This is a genomic window from Agitococcus lubricus (genome assembly GCF_003051055.1).
Lineage (GTDB): Bacteria > Pseudomonadota > Gammaproteobacteria > Pseudomonadales > Moraxellaceae > Agitococcus > Agitococcus lubricus.
This window is the reverse complement of record NZ_QAON01000002.1, coordinates 32,747-56,672: the sequence shown is the minus strand read 5'-3', so window position 1 is coordinate 56,672 and position 23,926 is coordinate 32,747. Positions and strand designations below refer to the sequence as shown.

19 protein-coding genes and 1 riboswitch are annotated in these 23,926 nt (G+C 43.5%); of the genes, 7 read left to right on the top strand and 12 right to left on the bottom strand.

Annotated features, from left to right (window positions below):
* Window positions 1–40: 40 nt before the first annotated feature.
* Entirely contained in the window at window positions 41–928 is an 888-nt protein-coding gene (locus C8N29_RS02710; RefSeq protein WP_107864499.1) for a pirin family protein, read from the top strand.
* Here the strand turns inward: C8N29_RS02710 and coaE are convergent.
* The 4 genes from coaE to pilB all read right to left on the bottom strand — a co-directional run bounded on the left by coaE (window position 920) and on the right by pilB (window position 5,441).
* Window positions 920–1,522 carry a dephospho-CoA kinase gene (gene coaE / locus C8N29_RS02705; RefSeq protein WP_107864498.1) on the bottom strand — a complete coding sequence of 201 codons (603 nt, stop codon included), beginning with the start codon at window positions 1,520–1,522 and terminating at the stop codon, window positions 920–922. The two genes, C8N29_RS02710 and coaE, sit on opposite strands and share 9 nt — an antisense overlap.
* 14 nt (window positions 1,523–1,536) lie before the next feature.
* Window positions 1,537–2,403: a prepilin peptidase gene (locus C8N29_RS02700; protein ID WP_420836650.1), complete on the bottom strand. Its 867-nt coding sequence runs from the start codon at window positions 2,401–2,403 to the stop codon at window positions 1,537–1,539.
* Window positions 2,400–3,626 carry a type II secretion system F family protein gene (locus C8N29_RS02695; protein ID WP_107864496.1) on the bottom strand — a complete coding sequence of 409 codons (1,227 nt, stop codon included), beginning with the start codon at window positions 3,624–3,626 and terminating at the stop codon, window positions 2,400–2,402. The genes C8N29_RS02700 and C8N29_RS02695 overlap by 4 nt, the downstream gene beginning before the upstream one ends.
* Window positions 3,627–3,716: 90 nt before the next feature.
* Window positions 3,717–5,441 carry a type IV-A pilus assembly ATPase PilB gene (gene pilB, locus C8N29_RS02690; protein WP_107864495.1) on the bottom strand — a complete coding sequence of 575 codons (1,725 nt, stop codon included), beginning with the start codon at window positions 5,439–5,441 and terminating at the stop codon, window positions 3,717–3,719.
* 290 nt (window positions 5,442–5,731) lie between these two features.
* On the opposite strand from pilB, the gene C8N29_RS02685 reads away from it, so the two are divergent.
* On the top strand, window positions 5,732–6,022 hold the full coding sequence (locus tag C8N29_RS02685; protein WP_107864494.1) for a ComEA family DNA-binding protein: 291 nt from the start codon (window positions 5,732–5,734) through the stop codon (window positions 6,020–6,022).
* 25 nt (window positions 6,023–6,047) lie between these two features.
* Here the strand turns inward: C8N29_RS02685 and C8N29_RS02680 are convergent, their stop codons facing one another.
* Window positions 6,048–6,710: a sterol desaturase family protein gene (locus C8N29_RS02680; RefSeq protein ID WP_107864493.1), complete on the bottom strand. Its 663-nt coding sequence runs from the start codon at window positions 6,708–6,710 to the stop codon at window positions 6,048–6,050.
* Window positions 6,711–7,046: 336 nt separating this feature from the next.
* Between C8N29_RS02680 and C8N29_RS02675 the strand changes: the two genes are divergently transcribed.
* Both C8N29_RS02675 and C8N29_RS02670 read left to right on the top strand, forming a co-directional pair.
* Window positions 7,047–8,000, top strand: coding sequence for an alpha/beta hydrolase (locus C8N29_RS02675; RefSeq protein WP_170106859.1), 954 nt, complete (start codon window positions 7,047–7,049; stop codon window positions 7,998–8,000).
* 66 nt (window positions 8,001–8,066) lie between these two features.
* Window positions 8,067–10,109, top strand: coding sequence for a hypothetical protein (locus C8N29_RS02670; RefSeq protein ID WP_107864491.1), 2,043 nt, complete (start codon window positions 8,067–8,069; stop codon window positions 10,107–10,109).
* 106 nt (window positions 10,110–10,215) lie between these two features.
* Here C8N29_RS02670 and C8N29_RS02665 read toward each other — a convergent pair whose 3' ends face one another.
* The 7 genes from C8N29_RS02665 to nadC form a co-directional block, all read right to left on the bottom strand.
* A complete protein-coding gene (locus C8N29_RS02665; protein ID WP_107864490.1) occupies window positions 10,216–11,205 on the bottom strand; it encodes a class 1 fructose-bisphosphatase in 990 nt (329 codons plus the stop codon).
* Window positions 11,206–11,289: 84 nt separating this feature from the next.
* Entirely contained in the window at window positions 11,290–11,910 is a 621-nt protein-coding gene (gene lpoB, locus C8N29_RS02660) for a penicillin-binding protein activator LpoB (RefSeq protein WP_107864489.1), read from the bottom strand.
* Between the two features lie 10 nt (window positions 11,911–11,920).
* Entirely contained in the window at window positions 11,921–13,297 is a 1,377-nt protein-coding gene (locus C8N29_RS02655; protein WP_146164410.1) for a COG3014 family protein, read from the bottom strand.
* Window positions 13,298–13,445: 148 nt separating this feature from the next.
* Window positions 13,446–14,756: a hypothetical protein gene (locus C8N29_RS02650; protein WP_107864487.1), complete on the bottom strand. Its 1,311-nt coding sequence runs from the start codon at window positions 14,754–14,756 to the stop codon at window positions 13,446–13,448.
* A 2-nt stretch (window positions 14,757–14,758) separates the two neighbouring features.
* Window positions 14,759–16,774: a DUF3857 domain-containing transglutaminase family protein gene (locus tag C8N29_RS02645; RefSeq protein ID WP_107864486.1), complete on the bottom strand. Its 2,016-nt coding sequence runs from the start codon at window positions 16,772–16,774 to the stop codon at window positions 14,759–14,761.
* 181 nt (window positions 16,775–16,955) lie between these two features.
* Window positions 16,956–17,540 (bottom strand): TMEM165/GDT1 family protein, encoded by a 585-nt coding sequence (locus C8N29_RS02640; RefSeq protein WP_107864485.1) that lies wholly within the window; start codon window positions 17,538–17,540, stop codon window positions 16,956–16,958.
* A 51-nt stretch (window positions 17,541–17,591) separates the two neighbouring features.
* Window positions 17,592–17,732, bottom strand: a riboswitch (yybP-ykoY riboswitch).
* A gap of 93 nt (window positions 17,733–17,825) precedes the next feature.
* Window positions 17,826–18,665 (bottom strand): carboxylating nicotinate-nucleotide diphosphorylase, encoded by an 840-nt coding sequence (gene nadC, locus C8N29_RS02635; RefSeq protein ID WP_107864484.1) that lies wholly within the window; start codon window positions 18,663–18,665, stop codon window positions 17,826–17,828.
* Between the two features lie 580 nt (window positions 18,666–19,245).
* Here nadC and C8N29_RS02630 point away from each other — a divergent pair.
* From C8N29_RS02630 to C8N29_RS02620, 3 genes are all read left to right on the top strand, one after another.
* A complete protein-coding gene (locus C8N29_RS02630) occupies window positions 19,246–21,639 on the top strand; it encodes a DUF1631 domain-containing protein (RefSeq protein WP_107864483.1) in 2,394 nt (797 codons plus the stop codon).
* Window positions 21,639–22,196, top strand: coding sequence for a 1,6-anhydro-N-acetylmuramyl-L-alanine amidase AmpD (gene ampD / locus C8N29_RS02625; RefSeq protein ID WP_107864482.1), 558 nt, complete (start codon window positions 21,639–21,641; stop codon window positions 22,194–22,196). The genes C8N29_RS02630 and ampD overlap by 1 nt, the downstream gene beginning before the upstream one ends.
* 119 nt (window positions 22,197–22,315) lie before the next feature.
* Complete coding sequence (locus tag C8N29_RS02620) at window positions 22,316–23,128, top strand: hypothetical protein (RefSeq protein WP_107864481.1); 813 nt, start codon at window positions 22,316–22,318, stop codon at window positions 23,126–23,128.
* Window positions 23,129–23,926 lie beyond the last annotated feature (798 nt).

The window sequence follows — 23,926 nt, the reverse complement described above, 5'->3', positions numbered from 1 at the left end:
ACCAGATGCACGTGTAGATATGTAAAAAGGAGCGTAGAAGATGGAAAAAATAAGTGCAAAAACCACCGAACTAGGTAAAGGCATGATGATTCGGCGATTATTGCCGACTAAAAAGCGACGCATGATTGGGGCATGGTGTTTTTTAGACCATATTGCGCCTACACAATTAGATGAGCAAGGCATGCGTGTTGGCCCACATCCGCATACAGGGCTGCAAACCTTTACATGGATGATTGAAGGTGAAATTTTACATCGTGACAGTTTAGGTTATCAGCAACGTATTCAGCCCAAACAGGTGAATCTAATGACCGCGGGGCGGGGCATTAGCCACTCCGAAGAGTCACCGATACCACATACGGGCAGATTACATGCCGCGCAATTATGGATTGCCTTACCCGAAGCCTATCGCCATTGCTCCCCTGATTTTCAACATTACCCTCATCTGCCATCTACTGACTATCAGGGCTATGAGTTGACGGTATTAGTGGGGAGTTATCAAACGCTGCATGCGCCAACACAGGTATATAGCCCCTTAATAGCCTTAGACATTCGACATCAGCATGCGGGCAGCGGTGAGATAGCACTACGGTCTGATTTTGAATATGGTCTAATCGTCTTGTCGGGCGAGGCAACAGTAGCAGAACAGCAGATGGGTGTTGGCGATTTATTGGTGTTTGAGGCAGGCGAATTACATCAGCTTCCCATTCGTCAGCAAGAGGCTTGTCACTTATTGCTCATCGGGGGACAACCTTTTACAGAAAATATCGTCTTATGGTGGAATTTTATTGCGCGGCAGTCCGCCGAAATTGAGGGTTTTGTGAACAGTTGGAATCAAGGGCAGGACTTTGGTGAGGTCAAGGGCTATCAAGGCGAGCGTTTAATTGCGCCTGAGTTGAGTCCTGCTATACAGCTAAAAGCATCATCCTAGTTGTCGGCTAAGTTCCAGATAGCGCTGATGACAAGCCTGTAATTGTTGGTATAAGGCTTGAATGTCGCCATTATTGATGACGACATCATCGGCACGTTGACAACGCTCGGCACGCCCAAGCTGCACAGACATAATTTGTGCTATCTGACTGGGGCTGACATTGTCGCGTGCTGCCGCACGTTCTTGTTGTAGATTTTCGCTACTATCAATGACGAGGGTGCGATGGGTAAATTGATATTGACCGCTTTCAAACAACAAAGGCGAGACAAGGAGCGTGTAGGGTGACTGGCTGGCAAAGAGTTGTTGCTGAATAGCTTGACGGATAGCAGGGTGAGTAATCGCTTCTAAGGCCTGACGTTGGCTAGCATCGTTAAAAACTAACTGCCGTAAATAGACACGATTGAGTGAGCCGTCAGCTTGTAAAACGGCGTCACCAAAGTGCGCATGAATTGCAGCTAAGGCAGGCTGTCCAACCATCACCACTTCACGGGCAACGATATCCGCATCAACCACCGTGATACCTAGCGTGGCTAAGTAGTTACTTGCAACTGTTTTACCACTGCCAATGCCGCCTGTTAATCCAACAACATACATGTGTTTTGACGTCCTTAGTGTTGCCACTTGGCTAAGTACCAATCAATAATGTCTGTACCCCCAAATAAGGCGATTAACCCTGCAATGGCTAAATACGGGCCAAAAGCAAAGGGGGCACTTTCTTTACGAATGATGGCATAAACGCCACCGATAATTGCGCCCACAACGGAAGATAATAAAATAATCAACGGTAATTGTGTTGGGCCAAGCCATGCACCTAACGCGGCTAATAATTTGAAGTCACCATATCCCATGCCTTCCTTGCCAGTCACCAGTTTGAATAGCCAGTAAACACTCCATAACGATAAATAGCCCAGCATTGCCCCAACGACGGCTTGTGAAATAGGCACCCAAATACCAAATAAATTGACTAACAAACCAAGCCATAACAAAGCTAAGGTAATGTCGTCAGGGAGAAGTTGCGTATCAAAATCTATCATGGTCAAGGCAATAACTGCCCAAACCAATAATAACGCTGTCAGCATTTTGGCTGTAGGGCCGAGTATGATAAAGGTCATCACAGACAATAGCCCCGTCGCTAATTCGACTAAGGGGTAACGTATCGAAATAGGGCTATGACATTCGCTGCATTGACCACGTAAAAATAACCAGCTAAATACGGGAATATTTTCTAGGGCTGTAATTTGATGACCACAATGGGGACAGCGTGAGGCGGGGGTGGCTAGGTTAAACGTGTCTGTTGTTTCTGTTTCGGCTTGATTTAAGCAGGCTAGGGCATCTTTTCGCCATGCCCGCTCTAACATCACAGGCAATCTGTAAATCACCACATTCAAAAAACTACCTATGCATAAGCCGAGGCAGAAAATAATACCCCCTGCAAGCAGGGGGTTGGCTGACATAAATAACATCATCATGCTTATACTACAGAGCCCATTTGGAAGATTGGCAAGTACATCGCAATAATCAAACCACCAATCAAGACACCTAATACCGCCATAATCAACGGCTCCATCATACTGGTTAAACCGTCTACTGCGTTATCGACTTCGTTTTCAAAGTGAGTGGCCACTTTTTCAAGCATGGCGTCTAAGGCACCAGATTCTTCACCAATCGCAACCATTTGGAGTGCCATTGAAGGAAAAATGCCCGATTGGCGCATCGCAAAGCCCAGTTGTTGGCCTGTCGCGACTTCTTCTTTGATTTTAAGTACGGCATTGCGGTAGACCACATTCCCTGTTGCACCCGCACACGACACCAGTGCATCAATCAGTGGTACACCCGCGGCAAAAGTTGTTGCCAATGTACGAGAAAAACGAGCAACTGTAGATTTATAAACTAAGTCGCCAACGATGGGAGCTTTGAGGGCTAATCGGTCTAAGCCATTTTGGAAGGCAACACTGCGTTTTTTAACCTCACTAAATGCGCCGATGGTCATCAACACAGAGGCAAGGGCAATAAACCACCATTCTTGCATCCATTTAGACATGTTAACAACCATTTGTGTAAATGCAGGTAGTTCGGCACCAAAACTGTTAAACATATCTTGGAAGACAGGAACAACTTTTAATAATAAGATTGCAGTCACGATAATGGCGACAATAATAACGGAAATGGGGTATTTGAGCGCTTTTTTGATTTTTTGCTTTAAGAGTTCGCTTTTTTCTTTGTATTGCGCAACCCTGTCAAGCATAGTTTCTAGCGCACCTGATTGTTCACCGGATTCGACAAGACTACAAAATAAGCTATCAAAATAAGCAGGATATTTTTTGAGCGAGCCTGCAAAACTGTTGCCGCCTTCAACATCACTTTTAATGCCCAACACCACATCACGCATGGATTGGTTATCTAAGCCTTCGGCCACAATTTCAAAAGATTGTACTAAGGGCACACCCGCTTTCATCATGGTCGCTAATTGACGTGTAAAAATGGCAATATCCATCGGTGTGATTTTGCTTTTACGTTTCCCACTAAAGAGGCTTTTAGATTTTTTATAGATTTTTTGAACGTTAATGCCTTGCTTACGTAGTTGCGCTTTGGCCAAAGCAATATTAGTACCAGAGATTTCACCCTTAGTTTTTTGACCCTTACGGTCTAAACCTTCATAAGCAAAAGTTAATGTTGCTTCTGGTTTTTTTGTTGCCATAATCCGTCATACTCATTATATGAAAGCTTTGCTTTCTTTATTAGACAAAAGCCCACTGTAATAGTAGTAAGCATTCTAACGCGATTATTGTTATTCCGCACCAGTCACACGATTTATTTCTTGCAAACTGGTGAGTCCTGCCATGACTTTTACTAAGCCCGAGCGTCGTAAGTCTGGATAACCTTCTTCGCGCGCTGCATCGGCAATTTGAATGGAGTTGCCTTCTTCCATAATGATACGGGCAATTTTGGGCGTCACTTTCATGACTTCATAGACCCCTAAACGGCCTTTGTATCCTTCGCGACATTGGTCACAACCCACAGGTTGGTAAATAGTAAAGCCTGTTGCAATGTCTTGTTCGGTAAAGCCCATTTCTAAAAGACTGACTTTGGGAATTTCAATCGGCTTTTTACACGCACCACACAGTCGACGAGCCAAACGTTGGGCAATAACTAAGTTTACAGAAGTCGCAATGTTAAACGAAGGGACGCCCATATTCCGTAAACGAGTTAGCGTTTCTGGTGCACTGTTGGTGTGTAAAGTTGACATCACCATGTGACCCGTTTGTGCGGCTTTAACGGCAATTTCTGCGGTTTCAAGGTCACGAATCTCACCCAACATAATGACGTCAGGGTCTTGACGCAAGAAGGCTTTCAGGGCACTCGCAAAGGTTAAACCGACCTTGTTATTGACGTTAACTTGGTTAATCCCTTCTAAGTTAATTTCAACTGGGTCTTCGGCAGTTGAAATATTCGTTTCTTGCGTGTTAAGAATATTCAGACCAGTATACAAAGACACCGTTTTACCAGAGCCTGTTGGCCCTGTAATCAGTAACATGCCTTGTGGTTTTTCGAGGGCATCCATAAACAAACGTTTTTGTTCGGGCTCATAGCCCAACATATCAATGCCAAGCATCGCGCTAGATGGGTCTAGAATACGCAAACACAGTTTTTCGCCAAACAGGGTAGGCAAGGAGTTGACACGAAAGTCGATGGCTTTGGTTTTGGAGAGTTTGAGTTTAATACGGCCATCTTGAGGGATACGTCGTTCGGAAATATCCATTTGCGACATAACTTTAAGACGAGCAGCGAGTTTGCCTGCCAGTTGAATGGGCGGGCGGGTGAACTCACGTAACACTCCGTCAACACGGAAGCGAATACGATACGCTTTTTCATACGGCTCAAAATGTAAGTCCGACGCCCCCATTTTAATCGCATCAAGTAGGATTTTATTAATATATTTAACAATTGGCGCATCATCTTCAGACGGTGTGCCTGAATCTTTATTATCGGAATCTTCGTCCCCACCTGAGATGTCAATATTTTCTAAGTCGTCATCTAAGCCTTCTAAGGCTTTGTTGCCACTCCCTTCTAAGACTTTTTCTATGAGCTTGACTAAGCGGTCTTCTTCAACAACGACGGTTTCAATACTCAGACCTGTATTAAAACGAATGGCATCAATCGCATCTAAACGGGTCGGGTCACCCATCGCCACAAAGAGACGTTTACCACGTTTGAAAATAGGTAAAGCATTGTATTGACGTACAATTTTTTCATCAATATGTTCTTTGGGTATTGTTTCGAGTTCGATGTTTTCAAGGTCGAGTAGCGGATCACCAAACTCGTCTGCCATCAGCCAAGCGACTTGGGGGGCTTTGGCAATTTTATTATTCACTAAATAGCTAATGAGCGAGATTTGCTCTCGTTGTGACTCAACTAAAGCCTTTTGCATGATGGTGGCATCAACTACACCTTCGTTGACCAGACGTTTTGCTAGTCCACCAAAGGAAATGGTATTTGCTGGAGGAGTCGCCATGTTTTAATGCCCGTGTTTATGTAGATTTTGAGTGATGCAACACTCGGTGTTATCTGTACCTAGTATCATAGGTGGTTGTAGATAAAAATTCTATGGTGCAGAGTTATTACTCCGTCTAGTTTTTGATTAAGAGTGACTGCTAAGGTTTTGGAATATAAATCAAAAATTGTAGAGCGCAAAGTGTTTTAACGAGGCTTTTTATGCCCAGTTGACGTATGATGGCTAAATATTGCTAAGAAGCAGGCTTAGTATTAGTCTATCTATAGTCTGTCAAACAAGGATGATGACAAATGAAGTGGATATTCCTTTATCTTTTTTTATCGTTAGCGGTGTTCGCGAATGCGAATGATGACTTACTCTGCCCAGTAGACACGCCGTCTATCAAAATAAATATTAATACCGCAACGCCTGAGCAGTTGATGCAGCTCAAAGGGATTGGTAAAGCCAAAGCCGCCGCGATTATTGCATGGCGTGAGCAAAACGGGGCATTTACGTCCTTAGCCGATGTGGATGAGGTCAAAGGGATAGGGGCAGCCTTCTTAGAAAAAAATAAGGATGTGATTGTGTTTGATGATAAATAGGCGCATCCGTGCACCATGAGTGAGATTAGGCGGGGCTAGCGACAAAATCTGGCATTTTGTTTTCTAAACCTTGTTGGCGTTTTTGTTGTTCTTCACGGGCATTGGCCTCAAGCTTTTCAAAGGCACGTGGGACATAACGTCGTGCTAAGGCATTGAGTTTATTTTCAATCACGGTGGGCAATTTAATGCCTAATGGATTGGACTCTTGTAAGTCGGGTGACGAAATGACGCGTGTCCCCATAATATAGTCGAACCACGGCTTGGTAACGCACCAATTCGCATCTTGATTCGTATTCATGTGGTGGTCAAAGTGCCAAGGAATTTTTTTCTTTCCCCATTCGGGGTCAAGATGTGATTGGCTGTGTACATGCCAATAGTTCCATGCACAATAATAGGTGGTTAACGTAAAAAACGGTGCGACAGGTAAGGCCAATGTGGTTAAAGCGCATAGCTGAAATAGTGCTTTTTTTTCTGCTACCGCATCTTCATTACGGGTATCACCATATAACGCATCATCACGATATTTACTCAAGCGCACTTGTTTATGATGTGCCCAATGGCGTTTCATAAATGGCGGCGAGATGGACTTACGACCACCGCCTTCTTGAGGAACCCCATGAAGGGCGTATTTATGTAAATACCACTCTACGCCATTAGCCGCTAATAGTGCAATCGGAATACCAATCATAATCGTGACCTCAAAAATCAGATGTCTTATTGCCGAAAACGTACGGACATAAAACCTAATAGGGCTGCTTTCTGAATGCCACAAGAGGCGCAGTAAGCCAGCTAACTATAATGCAGTATAGAGGATTATGGCGTTGCTACTTGACATTTGGTGACATTGGTTTTTGACAGTCTGTGCCATTTTCTACACCTGATTTTTAGGGGCTATTGGTGTCGTCATAAACAACATACCCATATCACCTATCATGTTATGATGAGGTGTCATCTGCGATAAGGGAAAGAACGACAACATCTGCGGATGTGTGAGTATTTCTCAATACGGATAAAAGAGATTGATATGGTGTTTTCTCCGATTGCTACACGTGCAGTATTATTGCCGCTAGACCTCTCATTAACAGTGCCTCAAACGGGCGCAATAGCCGATTATTGTCGATTTTATCAGTTAGATTTTGAGTCATATTTACCGAATATTCATCATGCCTGTGGTTGGCATCACGCGGCAGGCTATCAGATATTGACCCATGTTTTTCGACCTATAAACGCGCGCGGGACGGTGTTTATTGTGCATGGTTATTTAGAACACAGTGGCTTATATCGGCATGTTGTGCCCGTTATGCTAAAAGCAGGGTATGCCGTGGTCATTTACGATTTACCCGGTCATGGTTTGTCGTCGGGTGTGCGTGCCAGTATTCGTGATTTTGCTGAGTATCAAACGATATTAGCGAGTGTGCTGAGTACACTCAGTGCACAACTTCCTACACCTTACTTAGGTTTAGGGCAGAGTACGGGGGCAGCGATTTTAATGGATTATGCGTTATCCGCAAAACAAAGCCCCTATTTTGACCGTTTATGTTTGCTCGCACCTTTAGTGTATCCCGCGCGAATGCAGGCCTTGCAAATGCAGTTTGCTTTTTGGTGGTTTAGTGCCACCCGTAGTGGTTTACCCAGAGCGTTTCGTAAGAATACGCAGGATACGAATTTTCTCCGTTTTATGCGTGACGAAGACCCTTTGCAAGCCCGATGGATTCCTGTGTCATGGTTAATTGCGCTCAAACACTGGATAAAACATATTCATTTACAGTCACCGAGTCGATTGCCTGTGTGGTTAGTGCAGGGAGGGCAAGATAGAACCGTAAATGGGACTTACAACACACAGTTTATTCAGCAGCATTTTAATGTGCAGCACTTTTTATGGTTGCCTGAAGCGGGACATCAGTTAGCCAACGAGCAAACCGCGATTCGTCAACGCGTTTTAGACATATTGGCGGAATTTTTACAGTCACCCCAGTAAATATGATACATAGAGACGATGTTGATAAAGTATTAGGCTTGGATAGCCGTTTTAGGAGGATGAGCAGTGACACATACGTGGCGTTTTTTTCGTAGCAGTGGCTTTGATCAAGTGATGATTGACACAGTAAGCGATTTAGAAAATCTCAAAGACTTAGATAAAAAATTATGGACAGCCTTGGCATGTCCAACCAAAGGTTTAGAGTTAGACGCACGGACTTTAACGTATATTGATACAGATGGCGATGGTCGAATTCGTGAGCCAGAACTATTAGCGGCGATTGATTGGACATTGGCGCATTTAGCTGACAAAGAGGTGTTGTTTCAACCTGCGGGTTTAACCTTAGCGGCGATTGATGGTCAACATCCTGACGGTGCAAAAATTTTAGCCGCAGCACAACAACTATTACAACGCTTAGGTAAAGCAAATGCTGACGCTATTTGCAGCGAAGATACCCAAGATTTAGGTAAAATGTTTCCTGCCAATCAGGTTAACGGCGACGGTTTAATTCCAGCCGCCTTAACGTCTGAGCCAGCCTTAGCAGAAACCATCAACGATATTATCGTCACTTTAGGCAGTGAAACCGACCGTAGTGGCGAACCCGCGGTATCTGCCGAAAAAATCAAACAATTTTTTGCCGATATACGTGTCGTCAATGCATGGGAAGCGCAAATGACAGACGCAATCAGCCCCTTTGGGCAGCACACGGCCAGTGCCTATGACGCTTTTAAGGCAGTTGCGGCCAAAATTGATGATTATTTTGTGCGAACACAATTAGCTGCCTTTGATGATAAAGCGACTACTGCCTTAAATGCGTCCGATACCCAGTTTTTGGCTCTAGCTGGACAATTGTTAGCCTTAAACAATGCGGACACCCAAAGTCTGCCATTAGCCAAAATTACCGAGCATGCCGTACTAAAACTAAAACACGGTATTAATCCCGCTTGGCAAGTGGCGATATCACAATTTAGGGAGCAAGTTCTAGGCTTAGACCTCGACGAATTAACGGCAAATCATTGGGTACAAATTAAAGCCAGTTTTGTCGCCTATCAAACATGGCTAGCAGCCAAACCATCCTTAGCCGTTGCCACTTTAGATACGGCCAAACGACAACACTTAGCCAACGGGTTAATTGAGCAGTCGTTATTAACCTTAGTGGAGGACGACTTACAGGTTGCCGATGCGGCTAATGCCTTAGTGGAGTTGGATAAATTAGTCCGTTATCAAGCGAATTTAGTGACCTTAGTCAATAATTTTATCTCATTTAGTGATTTTTATAGCCGTAAAGAAAAGGCGATTTTTCAAGCAGGGACATTATTTATTGATGGACGTGCGTGTGATTTAACGGTGCGCGTGAATGATATGGGCAAACATGCGACCATGGCAGGCTTGAGTAATACCTATTTGGTGTATTGTGATTGCACGCGCAAGGGCAGTCCTGAAAAAATGACCATTGTGGCTGCGGTAACGGCGGGTGAAGCAGGCAATTTGATGGTTGGCCGTAATGGCGTATTTTATGACCGATTAGGTAATGATTGGGACGCCACTGTCGTTAAGCTCATTGAAAATGCGATTAGTGTGAACGAAGCATTTTGGACACCGTATCGTCGTTTGGGGCGCATGGTCAGTAATCAATTACAAAAAATGGCATCCGAACAAGATAAAGCCATTGAAACGAAAACCTCAGAAAATATCACCGCAGGCATAGGAAAAGTGCAAGAAGCAGCGAAAACACCTGTAGATGCTACCAAACCAACCTCGCCGCCAGTACCTTTTGATGTCGCGAAGTTTGCAGGTATTTTTGCGGCAATGGGTTTGGCTGTGGGAGCTATTGCTACCGCGATTGCCTCCGTCGTCTCGGGTTTTATGGCCTTAATTTGGTGGCAAATGCCGTTAGCCATTTCGGGGTTATTATTGATGATTTCGGGGCCATCAATGATTATGGCATGGTTCAAATTGCGTCAGCGTAATTTATCGCCGATTTTAGATGCCAATGGTTGGGCAGTGAACAGTAGTGCAAAAGTGAATATTGCCTTTGGTGAAAGTTTGACGATGTTGGCAACTTTACCCAAAGGCGCACAACGCAGTCTAAAAGACCCCTTTGCTTGACGCAGCTTTTGATTCCGCTCAAGGAACGACTCCGCGTTAGCTGAGCGGAGTCGTGTTGGCTGAGCGGTGGTTACTGAGCGCAGCCGAAGTGAGTCGAAGCCATAGGCTACTCGTGATGATAACTCGTCACTAAGTCGACTTCGTTTTTAGAACCTAAAATCACAGGCACGCGTTGATGTAGACCTGTGGGTTGGAGGTCTAAGATACGCTCACGACCAGTTGTCGATGCGCCACCTGCTTGTTCCACAATAAAGCTCATCGGGTTGGCTTCGTACATTAAGCGTAACTTGCCAGCTTTGCTGGGGTCTTTGAGGTCGTAGGGATACATAAAAATACCACCCCGCGTTAAGATGCGATGCACATCAGCCACCATAGAGGCGACCCAACGCATATTAAAATCTTTGCCACGAACACTGGTTTTACCTGCCACCATTTCGTCTACATAGCGACGAACAGGTGACTCCCAAAAACGCATGTTCGACATGTTAATAGCAAATTCTTTGGTGTCCGTAGGAATGGTCATCCCACGTTGGGTTAACACAAACTCACCAATCTCGCGGTCTAAGGTAAAACAATCAACGCCATTGCCTAACGTTAAGACTAATAGTGTAGAAGGCCCATAAACGGCGTAACCTGCGCAAACTTGTTGGCTACCTGCTTGTAAAAAATCTGCGGTAGTAATGACGCTTTGTGCTGTTAACGGTTTTTTCAAAATCGAAAAAATAGTCCCTACCGATACGTTAACATCAATGTTCGATGAGCCGTCTAAGGGGTCAAATAACATTAAATAGTCACCCAACGGTGTACCATCAGGTAGAGGAAAAATATCATCCATTTCTTCAGAGGCTAAGCCTGCAATACTGCCAGAGTTTACGCCTGCGGCGAGGACAATATCATTGGATATCACATCCAGTTTTTTTTGTTCTTCCCCTTGAATATTGTCAGAGCCTGCTTGCCCCAAAATACCCGCTAAAGCACCTTTACCAATCGCGGCACTAATGGATTTACAAGCCACACTGACTTGTAGCAATAGGTGTTGTAATGGTACAGAAACTTGCGCTTGCGCTAAGTATTGATTCAACGTCGGTGCGGACATAAGCACTCCATAAAAATCTAAAAGGTAAGACGACCCTAGCTGTGCTAAGGTCTTGAGGTAGATTGTACGAGATGTGACGGCTAATTACATGCCCAATAAGCCCGTTTTGCCTGTTTTACGAATTTCTTGCTCGTCTTGCCACTCAATCAATCCTGTTTTGAGGTTCATGAGTTTCAGCGTAAATTTATAATAGACATCGCGCGTTTTGGTAAATTTACTGGTAATACTGCCCGTACCGCCTGCTTCTTTGTAAATAGCACTCAGGTTGCCATAAAACATATATTCCGCACCAATCATTTGGCCAAAGGCAATCGCCGTTTTGCTATTGGCTAATTCATCGGCATTTTGAAACTTTAACTCACTGCGTGCTGACTCTACGCGTGAACGGTCAACTAAACGTACTTTGCCAGATTGCAGCATTTTGGTGGTCATACTGTCTAAAATGGATTCGGTATCAATATGCTCGTCAGTTTTGTTAGCAATGCGCTCCACAAAAATAACAGGACGCTTACTGCCTGCGTTAGCTTCAGCAATCACAGGGGAAGTGAGTAGAGATTCGGTCATTTTTTTGGCAGTCATTTGTAAATCGGTCGAGCCAAACCGTTCGGTGACTGTTTCGGTGGCGGTAGCATCACCGTATTTAACGCTGGCACAACCGCTAAGGCCAATCACAAGTGCTGCAATCATTAACTGATGAGATTTCATAAACGGACTCCTACAGTGGCCAACTTGCCACATAAACATGATTGTTTGTTTTGACCACTCGTACGAGGGTGATTTGTTGTGGGTTGACAGTAATCGAGGTATTGAGTGTGGGACTCAACGTTAATGGGTATTGTCCTGCACTTAACTGAATGCGTGCCACCTGACATGAGCGCGGTAAGGTGAGCCAGCTCCGTAAGTCGGCATTTTCACTCAAAATATTATAGGCACTGACCAATAAACCTAACACAGCGCCGCCTTTATCATTGGCTTCTTGTTGAAGTTTATGTTTGGTTTGTGCGCGTAGGGTTTGTCTGACTAGTAAGCTAGGAATTTGTTCTTTAAGCGCATAAGCAGCCAGACTTTGCGTATCTGCCAATAATTGGCTATCAAGGGACTGGTGATTGAGACTGAAGCTCAGCGGCTCAGTCGCTTGCCATGCTTGTTTGTAATAGGGAAAAGCTAACACATACCAACTTTGTGGCCACGGAAAGGGTAAAAAGATTTCTTCTTTGGCAGGTACAAACCCTTCTTCATACAATACCACAACCGTCCCTGTATTAGCGGGAAGGTTAGCCGTTAATGGCTTGAGGTTAAAGCGTTTTAACTCGTCGGTACGCTGTAAACGCGTCGCTAAGCGAGCGACATCTTGCTGTACAAAACGGTTATTTGGCGCGATGGAGAGGGCGCGTTTGTAGTCAATATAAGCATCATCAAGTTGGCCTGTGGCTTCATACAATAAGGCCGCTAAATAAAAACTATAGGCGTTTTCGGTGCTGGAATTGACGCGTTGTGCCAGCTCATAGGTCGAGCCTAGGCGTTGTTGGTAAGTGCTATTAGCGTCGTTGGATAACTCAGACGGAGGGGGAGGCGCTTGTTTATCGCGTGCCTTATCTTGAAAAAATTGTGCTCGACGCATTTCTACTAAGGCGGCACTCTTATCACCTTGCGCAATGTAGTTAAAGGCTTGAAATTGATGTGCAAAGATGCGTTCGAATAAATTACCCTGATAGGGAATCAGATTGTCATTACTGACCAGTGCGCTACTTTGTTCTAGTCCCGAACTCAAAGATAGGGTCGCGCGTTGGTCTAAGTCGTCAAACTGTTGTAAGGCTTGCTTAAACTGTTGCTCACTGAGCGCATAATTGCCTGCTAATTGATAGAGTCGACCTTGTTCTAAGTGTGCCAGTAGCGCATCTTTGCCTTTGAGTTGTTTACTACTGCTTTTGATGGCGCTGTCTATTTGAGCTTGGCTGAGAGCCTGTTGATACTGGAGGGCGCGCGCAGGATACGGCATAAAAACGCTATTGCTGGTACACGCCGATAGTGTCAGCAGCAGACAACAATAGCTAAAGCAACGAATCCAGAACATAATATTTTTGCTAAACATAAAATGGACATATGAGTAGGGGCTGTTGAGGTTTTGATTGCGGCTCACACGCAAAGCGTCAACAGGCCTTACAGTGTATCTTGCTGATTGACAAAATACACGGCAAAAACGTATGGCTTTCGCAATCCTTCGCTACGCATAGCAGTGGTTAAGGATTGTTAGCTTTCCATTGTTTATAGGCTTTAGACTTAAACAATTCTTTGTATTCGACACTGCTTAAGAAGCTAGTATCATTTAAGTCGATATAAAAGCGTTTTTTTAGCACGTCCAAGACAATCAAGCTATCTTCGTAACGGCCTTGTTTGACCCATTGTTTCAATAAATTCCAATAAATCAAATCGTAGCCATCATCTCGCTTGAGAGCAGACGCTAGATGATTTAAATGGATAGGGTTATCTTGCTTCAAGATACTCAGACTTAAACGGACAATGTCTAAACTGGGGTGATAACCAAAAGTTTTCTCAATCACTTCTAAGTTTTGTAAGGCTTCTTGAAACATGGCTCGTTGTGTATACAAGTTCACGAGCAAATATGACGGTGTATCATGAGGGATGACCGTGGATAACTGAGTCAATACTTGCTGGTAAACGGTCTCGTCATTATCAATGGCATTAATCATCATCTGTAAAAATAACTTATTAGCCTGTTGTTTTGGTGGGAGTTTTTCATATGCCTGAAAAATATGTTTGGCATTACGCTCTTTGAGGGCTGTTAAAAACTGATAGAGTGGGTCAAACTCATAATGAGGCGTTTCTAATTTTTCGGCTAAAAACGTTAAAAATAATTCGGGGACATCCTCACGATAGGCATCACGATACGATAAAAATAAATTAGAGTCTTGAATATCACTAATGCTATATCGCTGGTCTTTATATTCTAAGGTTAATAAGAGGGCGTAAGAAATATAATCATTATCATTAAAGGGGTCGCCCATCATGGCACAATAAGCGCGTTGCTCATTAATAGGCGTAAATAATGTCTTTTTCCATGTGGGGGCAAAACGGTCTAGACTTGGGGTAAGCTGTTTTTTGATGCCACGGCTAAAAGCACGAATAAAATCGGATTTAAACTCGGTTAATTCACGTAAGTTAGTACGTAAGTCGGAAGACTCTTTTTTGTCGGCATTTGTTGGTAGCGTTTCTAAGCCTAATATGGACGGATTGATTGGCTTTAATTGCGTGTTGAGTCGAATACTTTGCGGCGTTGACGATTGTTCAATGCTGGGTATTTGTAAATTCTTGGCACTGACATTCGTATTATCAATAAAATCTTGTTCAAATTGGTCAAATGCAACCCGACTTAATAAAAAATCAGGGTTTTTCTTATTGGTTTCGCTCACTAAGTCCAAGCAAAAATCATGTAAACTGTAAGTGCTAAATAGTTTGTCCTGACTTAAGGCGGCGTATGCAGGTACACTACTACATATACAAGCGATAGCTAAGATAAAAGGTTTCAACATAACTATTTACTGTTCTCTAGTTTATTTTGTAGTTTAAGAATGTCGGTATAGCCATTATTTTCTGGCGTTGGGAAGAATATACTGTATTCCCATTGTTTTTTGGTTTCCCGCACATCTTTACTAAACTCTTTGAAGTCTTTTGCTTCGACCATGTTATTTTTAATCACTAGCTCAGAGTGGTTATAATAAGTTTTATCGTAATAACGGTCTAAACTATTAAAACTCAAATTGGGATTATCTATCGAACTGACTTTGCCATCAAAATTCAGTTTAACATCACTGGGTAGATGTAAATAAATACGGCTGCTAATCGTTCTCGGTGCAGGCAGTGCAAGCGGGCTAGTGCGAATCATCGCTTGTGGTACTGAGATTTGGTCGCTAAAAGCCGTTAAAATAATAGGTGCTTTGAAGATAGGCTTATTTTTGTTGGTCTCTGTTTGCCAAAAATTATCCAGTTGGTAATACTCCCGAATAATAAAACGGTTATTGATTTTGTCGTCTTCATATTCTAAAGGTTTGACAATACTTAAATCGTCGTGGAAGTGGCTATAAAAATTAGCAAACGCCTTACGTACTTCGGTAGGGCTACGATTAGAAAAATATTCGCGTTGAGATTCGGCCGAGTTGCCATATAACGTGGTCGTAATGTGATAGTCCACAGTGCCCTTAAAGTCTTTAGCGTAAAAATGTTCTTCTACTTCAAATGAGGTTTTGGGGCTGAGTTCTTCGTACATCGTGATAAGTTTTTTGCTGGGATGACCAATCACTAAGGCAACACCAAAGTCTTGAGTACCAATTTTGTCTAGCGACCCTGCTTGATAACGGCGTGTACCATCTAACCAATAATGTTTACCATTAAATTCGACATAGGTAATCACATGGTTAAATAAACCAGGACTAGGAATTTCTTGGGCGATACCCTTTTGAAATTGTGTAGAAACTAAGGCAGGTAGCGCCGTGATGCCATGTTGTTGTAAGAGTTTGCTCAGTAGTAGCGCTTTATCTTTGCAGTCGCCATAGCGATTTTGTAATACTTCACTGGGGCTATGCGGTTTGTGTGAGTTTTCGCCAAACTCCAGACCTAAGTAACGAATCTCGTTTTGGACAAAAAATAGGGCATTACTGATAAACTCAGCCTTATCTTTGCTTTTGCTGGCTAATTGTTGATAGGTACTCTCAAAAATGGGCGTAGACTTAATGGGCATGTTGTATAAGGCTTGAGCCCATTGGTCGACATCTGCCCATGATTCGTATTGTGAGTATTCTAACCAGCTATACGCAGAGAACCATGCGGGTGTCGCTTCTTCGGCATTGATGGCACTGACCTTTTGCTCAAAGACACTGTATTCATTGACCGTAGGACTCGTTGTTTTACGCAACTGTACTTTCGTGTTATTAAACAAACTCACCTCGGTCGATTTTTTGGGGTCTGTTAATAAACGTACTGACAGTGTGCCAACGTCTAAAGGCATGTCTAAAGGTAAAAAACCAAAGCGTTTATTGGCAAAAATAGGATTACTACCCAGCACAGAATAACTGTAGTCAATGATATCGCCAACACGTACATCATCTAAAATCACAATAGCCGTTGCTTGGCCATCTTGAATCCCTTCAAATAACTGCTCTTCGCGGTGAATGACGCGTACTTTAGCCGTATTGGTAATATCACGAGCCTTATTGTCGCGTTTGATGATAATTTGATGAATATGTAATTGTTCAAAAGCAGGGTTGAAACTGAGTTTTAACTCGGATATTTGCTCTAAGCCAACAGTCGTCAGTGGTGAGATAACGCGATGACGGTACTGTTGCAAGCCTTGCAGGGTATTAACTTGGTCATCCATTAACACATAGTCTAGTGCTTGCTGTTGTGGGCTATGCTCGGTTGTTTTGTAGTCTATCGTTTTCACCCACGTTGGCGTGGGGGTGATTTTATATTCAGACTTTGTATTAGCGGCACTGTGAGCGATACTATGGGTGAGTAACAGCCAACAAAAAATGAGACGAGCAATAAACATCATATCCGTGATAACTGTGAGTAATGTAGGTAGTTGCCATCATAGCAAAAAAAAAGCTAAAGACTTAGCCTCTTGAAAGCGAATTTGCGCTTTCCTTATTAATTTAATGAGTGAATATGTCAACGGCCCCTAGTATAAAGAGGCCATCAATTTACATAATAAGCAAACGAATTGTGGATGTAAATTAGTGAGTAAGCATCCTCATATCCATCCCACCAATCAAAATCCAACCCCCAATGACTGCAAAAATAAGCGCCGCGACACCATGAATCCACGCGAGGGGTAGCTTTTGGGCAAAATGATTGCCTAGATACACAGCAGGGACATTGGCAAGCATCATCCCCAGTGTTGTTCCTATAATGACCCAAACAAAGTCTTGGGCATAATTTGCACTCAGGGCAACGGTAGCAATTTGGGTTTTATCCCCCATTTCGGCTAAAAAAAACGCTATCAAGGTTGTGCCAAAGACGCCAAAACGTGGACTTTGTGCCATGTTATCCTCTAACTTGTCGGGTATTAGCATCCATGCGGCCATGGCAATAAAACCTAAGCCTAGCAACCAACGTAAACTATCAGTACCTATAAGTTGTGTCAGCCATACACCCAATGCACCTGCACCCGCATGATTAATAATGGTTGCGACAAAAATACCCGCAATAATGGGGAGAGGTTGACGAAAACGTGCGGCAAGTAAAAATGCTAAGAGTTGGGTTTTATCACCCATTTCGGCAAGTGCGACAAGAATGGTTGCAAGCACAAATGCATACATAACAAGCTCCAAGTCGGCGAATATCCATGACTCAACGCATCTGGCCGACTTGAACAGATGGTTAAATCAATGGTCTCGCCAAGCAATGTGTTATGATACATCTGCCGTGTACACCATGTTCTGTGGAACAACTGTGTTGATGTACACTTGTTGAAAAATCAACAACGACTACTCCCCAAAGACAGGGTCAGGCTTAACGTATCTTAAGCCTTGAGTGGGGTAGAGTATAGCAGAAGGCAGTGCCGTCTGTCATGCGCTGTCGTTCAGAGGCGAAGGTGCTGCTTGTTAGATAAAGCGCATAGAAAGGTCAATCGCCTGTAAATCTTTAGTAATCGCGCCCATCGAAATAAAATCGACGCCTGTATCGGCAACAACACGGAGTGTGTCTTTTGTAATATTACCCGAAGCCTCTAACTTGGCTCGGCCTGCTGTATGTAATACCGCTTTACGCATATCGTCCAAACTGAAGTTATCCAACATAATAATGTCTGCCCCTGCCTCTAAGGCTTGGTCTAATTCGATAAAGTTTTCGACTTCAACTTCGACGGGTTTGTCGTCTGCAATCTGCCGTGCCGCGCGTACGGCTGCCCCAATACTGCCAGCCGCCATGATATGATTTTCTTTAATTAAAAACGCATCAAATAAGCCTAAACGATGATTTTTCCCACCGCCAACTCCCACCGCATATTTTTGAGCAATCCGTAAACAAGGTAAAGTTTTTCGGGTATCTAAGAGTTGTGTCTTACTACCAGCTAACAAACCAACAAGCTCATGGACTTTGGTTGCTGTCCCCGAAAGGGTTTGAATAAAATTCAATGCAGGGCGTTCGCCTGTTAATAAACTACGCGCATTACCTGATAAACGTAAAAATGCGCTATTAGCAGTCAAAAAAGTACCTTCAGGGACTAACCATTCCACCGACACTTGCGGGTCGACTTGTTGAAACAAGGCATCCACCCAAGGTTGACCCGCTAAGACCATCGGCTCACGGGTAATCACGCGTGCGGTTGCTGTTTGCTCTGCGGGAATGAGTAATGCAGTCACATCACCTGTACCTATATCTTCACTGAGGGCAAAACGAATATTGGACTGTATGGCTTCGGTTAATAAAGAGTTTGGAATCATAAAAGCTAACTAAATAAATGGTAGATTAAGTCAAGGCAAGTATGGTATGACTAAGGCCTATGGATGCCGATATGCAATTTAGTCATTCCTAAGTTTAGGCTTGCTGCCATTATAGGCGATTCATCACAGATAAGTCATGGTATGCGTGTTATGCTAAAAAAGTAATTGCAGTCTGAATTGCCGAACGAAATATAAAAAACGTGACCGAGTTGTAAATAATCCTACGAAAATATCATGACATGTATTTAATTGTAACGTATAGACGGTTAAAGTTAGTGAACTGATAAGAATAGAGAAAACGTCCGCAAAAGAAGGGGTGCGTGAGTCGGATGTCGAAAGTGTCCGTGTAGCAATGCACGACGTTTTTGCGAATTAAATAAGGAAAGATAAGTCGATAGTACTTATCCATAATACGAAAAAAGCCCAATAGTTAGGCATAAACAACTGTAACGAGATAAAGGTCTGGATTGTGCGCAAGTCTTCTGCATCAGTCACTCAGCCACATGACCTCGCTTAATACAGTGTCAGTATGGCTATTGTTACGGCATGGTAAAAATTGCATTAGTCAGGAAAGAGCCCAATGAATAATCCACAAAAGCTTCCTGCGGTCTTGGAAGGCTTACGTGTCAACATACAAGCACGCTTAGATGCCTCTCTCAAAAACATGATTAACCGATTGGAAGAAATCATCTACCAATGGTGTCAAGGCTTGAGTGACGCCGAACAGCAGCGTTATATGGATATTATCATTGAGTTTCGTCGCCATCGTGCTCAGATTGAATTAGACGTCAGTCGCAGTGTGGCTAATAGCTTTTTACAGCTTCCTAATTTAACCCAAGTGTCTGAAACCAGTAAAAAAGCCTCGGGTTTTGATAAGTTCGATTTTGAGTCTTTGTCTTTGGTTGATACTGAAGATATGGAAATTACTATCACCATTGATAGTATGGTGGCACGTACCCGTCTGGACTATGCTAATTTATATAATTTACTGCGCCAGCGCTTTCAGCATTTAATGCCGAATGTCAATTTGACCGACAAAAACTTTCCCCTCGACACAGGCGCATTAGCGGGGCATTTTCAAACGGCAATCAAGCATTTAGCCTTAGGCGTCACACAAAAAGTCGTTATCTTACGTGTGTTTCAGCAAGAGTTTTTAGTGCAACTGTGGCCTATTTTGGAAGAGGCTAATCATATTTTGGTGGATGGTGGCGTATTGCCCGACCTTAAAGCAAGCTTTGGCGGCAAAAAAGGCGAAAGTGACTATGACGAGGTCATGGCACAAAAAGAAAAAGAAAAAGCCGAACAAGCGAATAAAAAAGATGAACCAGAAACCAAACTAGATACAGAGGATATTTTTTCATTTTTACGCGATGTGCATAGCATTGGTAAAAGCGGCTCATCTGCCGATGGCTTACCTATTCCTCCCAACACGAACGAAGCGGCCGTAACAGGCGCAACCTATCATGGTGGCCAGTATGTGGGCGGTGGTGGTGTGGGTTTGTTATCGGCATCCGCGGTAGGCGGTAGTGTGGCTGCTGTGCCCATTGTACCTGAAAATATCGCGGCAACCGCACAAGTACAGGCCTTAGCGACGGAGCAATTGGTATCTTTATTATCCAAACTGCAAGAGTCGCAGCCTAAAGCAAAATTGGTAGAAGACGACTCCTCGCCGACCGTGACCGAAGTCCGTGGGGGTATTCGTAAAAGTCTTAAGTCCGATGAAAAAACCGTAGAGGCGGTCAAGCAGGCCGATGAAGACGTCATCAACTTAGTGTCTATGCTGTTTGACTTTATTTTAGATGATGACGACTTGCCTACAGCAATGAAAGCCTTATTAGGTCGTCTACAAATTCCCTTATTAAAAGTAGCGATTATTGACAAATCGTTCTTCAATGCCGAAAAACATAAAGCACGTCAACTGCTTAACTTATTAGCTAAAGCAGGGATTGGTTGGAATCAAAAAGACCCTGGCGGGGATGCCCTCTATACCAAAATTGAAGAAGTGGTTTTCCGAATTCTCAATGAGTTTATTTCTGACCTCAGTATTTTTGATGAGTTACTCAGTGACTTTAGTAGTTTTTATGACCAACAACAAAAACGTACGGAGTCCATTGATAAACGCACCCGTGAAGCGGAAGAAGGACGTGCGCGTGCCGATATGGCCAGAGCGATGGTGCAACAAACCTTAAATCGACGCTTAACAGGGCGCCAACTCCCACTGGTAGTGGTTAAGCTGTTGCAAGAAGGTTGGAAACATGTTTTATATATTAATTGCTTAAAAGAGGGGACAGAGTCTGAGCCGTGGAAACAAGCTGTCAAAGTCGTGGATGCGGTGGTTTGGAGTGTAGTGCCTCAACCTAGCCCCGACTGGGTGGCTCGACTTAAAAATGTGTCTCCCAAACTGATGAATAGTTTGAAAAAGGGCTTAGCGGCAGTTAATTATGATGCGTTGGCCACCGAGACCTTATTGCGTGAATTGGCTCAAATACATAATGAATTAATTGTGGGTCGAGAGATGCCAACCGTGACCGTCTTAGACCCCGAGGCAGCCCGAACCGATGCCCCTAGCTCGGGTGTGGTCAATGCTGACCAAATCAACGCCAATAATATAGATACCAAAGCCGTTGTCTTGCCAAGTGATAGTTTACAACCTGTCGTATCCGAAACATTACCGAGCGACAACGAACATGTGCAAAAAGTCAATCAGTTGAATGTGGGGAGTTGGGTAGAATTTATTCAAACCGATAGACGTGACCGTCACAAATTAGTGGCGCGTATCCGCTCGGTGGATAAACTGATTTTTGCGAATCGTCGAGGGATTAAAGTGGCAGAGATGACCGCCATGAAGTTGGCCGTAGATATGAGTCAAGGCCGTGCCCGTATTATCGAAGAGGCACAAGTACTAGACCGTGCCTTAGAGTCAGTCATTGGCAATTTACGTACCTTGGGCGAACAAGCCAAGCAACAAAACTGATGAATCATATGGACTTTTATGTGGATGACGAAGGTTGGTTATGGCCAGCCCGTCATTGCCCATCACCTAATTTTAACCAACGGCCATCAACTCCAATTTCTCTTGTGGTTGTGCATAATATCAGTTTGCCCCCTAAGCAATTTGGTGGGGCGTATATTGAGCAACTATTCACCAATTGTTTAGACCCACAAGCACACCCCTATTTTGCTGAAATCGCGCATTTGCGTGTATCTGCCCACTTGTTAATCCGACGACAGGGTGAAGTCATACAGTTTGTCCCGTTTAGTGCCCGTGCTTGGCACGCAGGGCAATCACGTTATCAAACACGCGATAACTGTAATGATTTTTCTATTGGAATTGAATTAGAAGGTGCTGATGATATTGCTTACGAAGCCATACAATATCGTCAACTTGCTGATATTATCTGTGTGCTAAAACATACCTATCCTGCGATTGAAGACCATATTACAGGTCATTCAGATATTGCACCTGAACGTAAAACAGACCCTGGCTCGGCTTTTGATTGGGCATTATTGCACGATTATTTGCGCGCTTAGGACTTGTGTATCAAACAATAACCTGCGATGTATGCATAGTCCTTAAAGCGTGCCAGTACAATAGGGACGGAAAAAATGAGCTAATATCATGGGTTGAAGCGTGGTACGGGAGAAAAACCATGAAGTTGTTGTTGATCTTGTTAGCGTTAGCGTGCCGAGAACTCGTGACTGTAGAGTGGCGAGATATACTCACGCAACCCGCACGTCAGTGGTGTCAACGTATGATGACATGGGGATTGAATAAGCAATTCAGTGCCAATCTTATTTTACTCTTGATATTGGCTATGCCCGTCATGTTGGTAGCGGTAGCCTTAGTCATTGCAAATCAATTAGATAGCTCATGGTTATTGTATGGTTTATTAGCGTTCACGCTTATCCCTATTTTTTCGGATAGAGAGCTACCTACTGTGACCCAACTCTACCGTCAGCAATGGTTACAACACGATATGCTTGCTGATGCAGAGTCTAGTATTCACCATGCTAAACAACATTTATTAAAGGCCTACTTAGAAGAACTAGTCACGCCTGTCTTTTGGCTATTGATATTGGGTTATATGGGATTGCTTGTCGTACTCAGTTATTATTTGGTGCGTGTAAGTCGTCGATTAGCAAGTAACCGTTGGCTGAGTGAACGTACTGACCATGTGTTGTGGTACATAGATTTTATCCCCAGTCGTGCCTTTGCCTTAACCTTTGCCTTAGCAGGGCGTTTTGTCGAAACATGGCAATACGTTGTGGGGCAGGCCAAAAATACAGCACTTAGCCCCGTGGCGTTTTTAGTGGAGGCAGCTTCGCAAGCGGAAGCCTCAGAGTCGCAAAGCATCGCGGTGGAGTCGATGCGCGCCGTGGCAACATTGGCAGCATATGAGTCTTTGTGCTATCGCAGTATGTTGATTTGGCTAGTTTTATTATCTTTGCATTGGATTTTATAAGGTGTATAAGCTCTCCACCTTGAACCTAAGGCTGAAGCACGATAAAAAACGAAGAGTTGAGATTGGCCTTAGAAACATTAATAATCTGATGCGTACTTATGGTGATTGATGCAGATAGCTAGAACTTTAACAACCTACCTTTCTATTCCCCTTCCAATGGTAAAACACCAAGTAACATGCCAATAATATGGCTGACCCCACTGTCACTAAAATGACACCTAACGTTCGATATAAATCAGGAAGCGAGCTATGAAAACTAACCATCAAAAAAGGTGAAAGTGAAATGAGTGCAGAAATAGTGCCACGAACAATCCATTTTCTCTTGACTATTTTATTACCAATCCAACTAAGCCCCATATAAAAATAAATTAGCCAAGCGTATATACTTGAAAATAAGCACAAAATACCATAGCAAGTTTCAAAGAAGCCACAAGGTTTTGGCGTCATTGTAAATACAGGACTCCCATAACAATCGCCTAATGCCGTCAGGAACAAGAGAGGCGCCAATAGTCCTAAACATGAACCTCCAGTACACACGATGAATATAATTTTTTTTAGTAAGTCTTTCATATGGGGTTTCAGTCTATCTGAGGACTATACGCCTAAGGTGCAAGCACTCACAATAATACACAAGCACTCAGTCATCAATTAACCTAAAAATGCTACTTATAACCTGAGTTTGGGATAAAAATATGTGAATTTCTTGAATGTTATGTAGAAATTATCTCAAGATCGTATGACAGCCGTCTTTCGTGGGACTGACTTTGGTTTCGACCAAAGACTACCTATCAGTAATAC

What these genes read in the sequence shown, in the direction of transcription:
- C8N29_RS02710 (WP_107864499.1), top strand. Translation starts at nt 41, where the DNA reads ATGGAAAAAATAAGTGCAAAAACCACCGAACTAGGTAAAGGCATGATG.
- coaE (WP_107864498.1), bottom strand. Translation starts at nt 1,522, where the DNA reads ATGTATGTTGTTGGATTAACAGGCGGCATTGGCAGTGGTAAAACAGTT.
- C8N29_RS02695 (WP_107864496.1), bottom strand. Translation starts at nt 3,626, where the DNA reads ATGGCAACAAAAAAACCAGAAGCAACATTAACTTTTGCTTATGAAGGT.
- pilB (WP_107864495.1), bottom strand. Translation starts at nt 5,441, where the DNA reads ATGGCGACTCCTCCAGCAAATACCATTTCCTTTGGTGGACTAGCAAAA.
- C8N29_RS02685 (WP_107864494.1), top strand. Translation starts at nt 5,732, where the DNA reads ATGAAGTGGATATTCCTTTATCTTTTTTTATCGTTAGCGGTGTTCGCG.
- C8N29_RS02680 (WP_107864493.1), bottom strand. Translation starts at nt 6,710, where the DNA reads ATGATTGGTATTCCGATTGCACTATTAGCGGCTAATGGCGTAGAGTGG.
- C8N29_RS02675 (WP_170106859.1), top strand. Translation starts at nt 7,047, where the DNA reads ATGGTGTTTTCTCCGATTGCTACACGTGCAGTATTATTGCCGCTAGAC.
- C8N29_RS02665 (WP_107864490.1), bottom strand. Translation starts at nt 11,205, where the DNA reads ATGTCCGCACCGACGTTGAATCAATACTTAGCGCAAGCGCAAGTTTCT.
- lpoB (WP_107864489.1), bottom strand. Translation starts at nt 11,910, where the DNA reads ATGAAATCTCATCAGTTAATGATTGCAGCACTTGTGATTGGCCTTAGC.
- C8N29_RS02655 (WP_146164410.1), bottom strand. Translation starts at nt 13,297, where the DNA reads ATGTTTAGCAAAAATATTATGTTCTGGATTCGTTGCTTTAGCTATTGT.
- C8N29_RS02650 (WP_107864487.1), bottom strand. Translation starts at nt 14,756, where the DNA reads ATGTTGAAACCTTTTATCTTAGCTATCGCTTGTATATGTAGTAGTGTA.
- C8N29_RS02645 (WP_107864486.1), bottom strand. Translation starts at nt 16,774, where the DNA reads ATGATGTTTATTGCTCGTCTCATTTTTTGTTGGCTGTTACTCACCCAT.
- C8N29_RS02640 (WP_107864485.1), bottom strand. Translation starts at nt 17,540, where the DNA reads ATGTATGCATTTGTGCTTGCAACCATTCTTGTCGCACTTGCCGAAATG.
- nadC (WP_107864484.1), bottom strand. Translation starts at nt 18,665, where the DNA reads ATGATTCCAAACTCTTTATTAACCGAAGCCATACAGTCCAATATTCGT.
- C8N29_RS02630 (WP_107864483.1), top strand. Translation starts at nt 19,246, where the DNA reads ATGAATAATCCACAAAAGCTTCCTGCGGTCTTGGAAGGCTTACGTGTC.
- ampD (WP_107864482.1), top strand. Translation starts at nt 21,639, where the DNA reads ATGAATCATATGGACTTTTATGTGGATGACGAAGGTTGGTTATGGCCA.
- C8N29_RS02620 (WP_107864481.1), top strand. Translation starts at nt 22,316, where the DNA reads ATGAAGTTGTTGTTGATCTTGTTAGCGTTAGCGTGCCGAGAACTCGTG.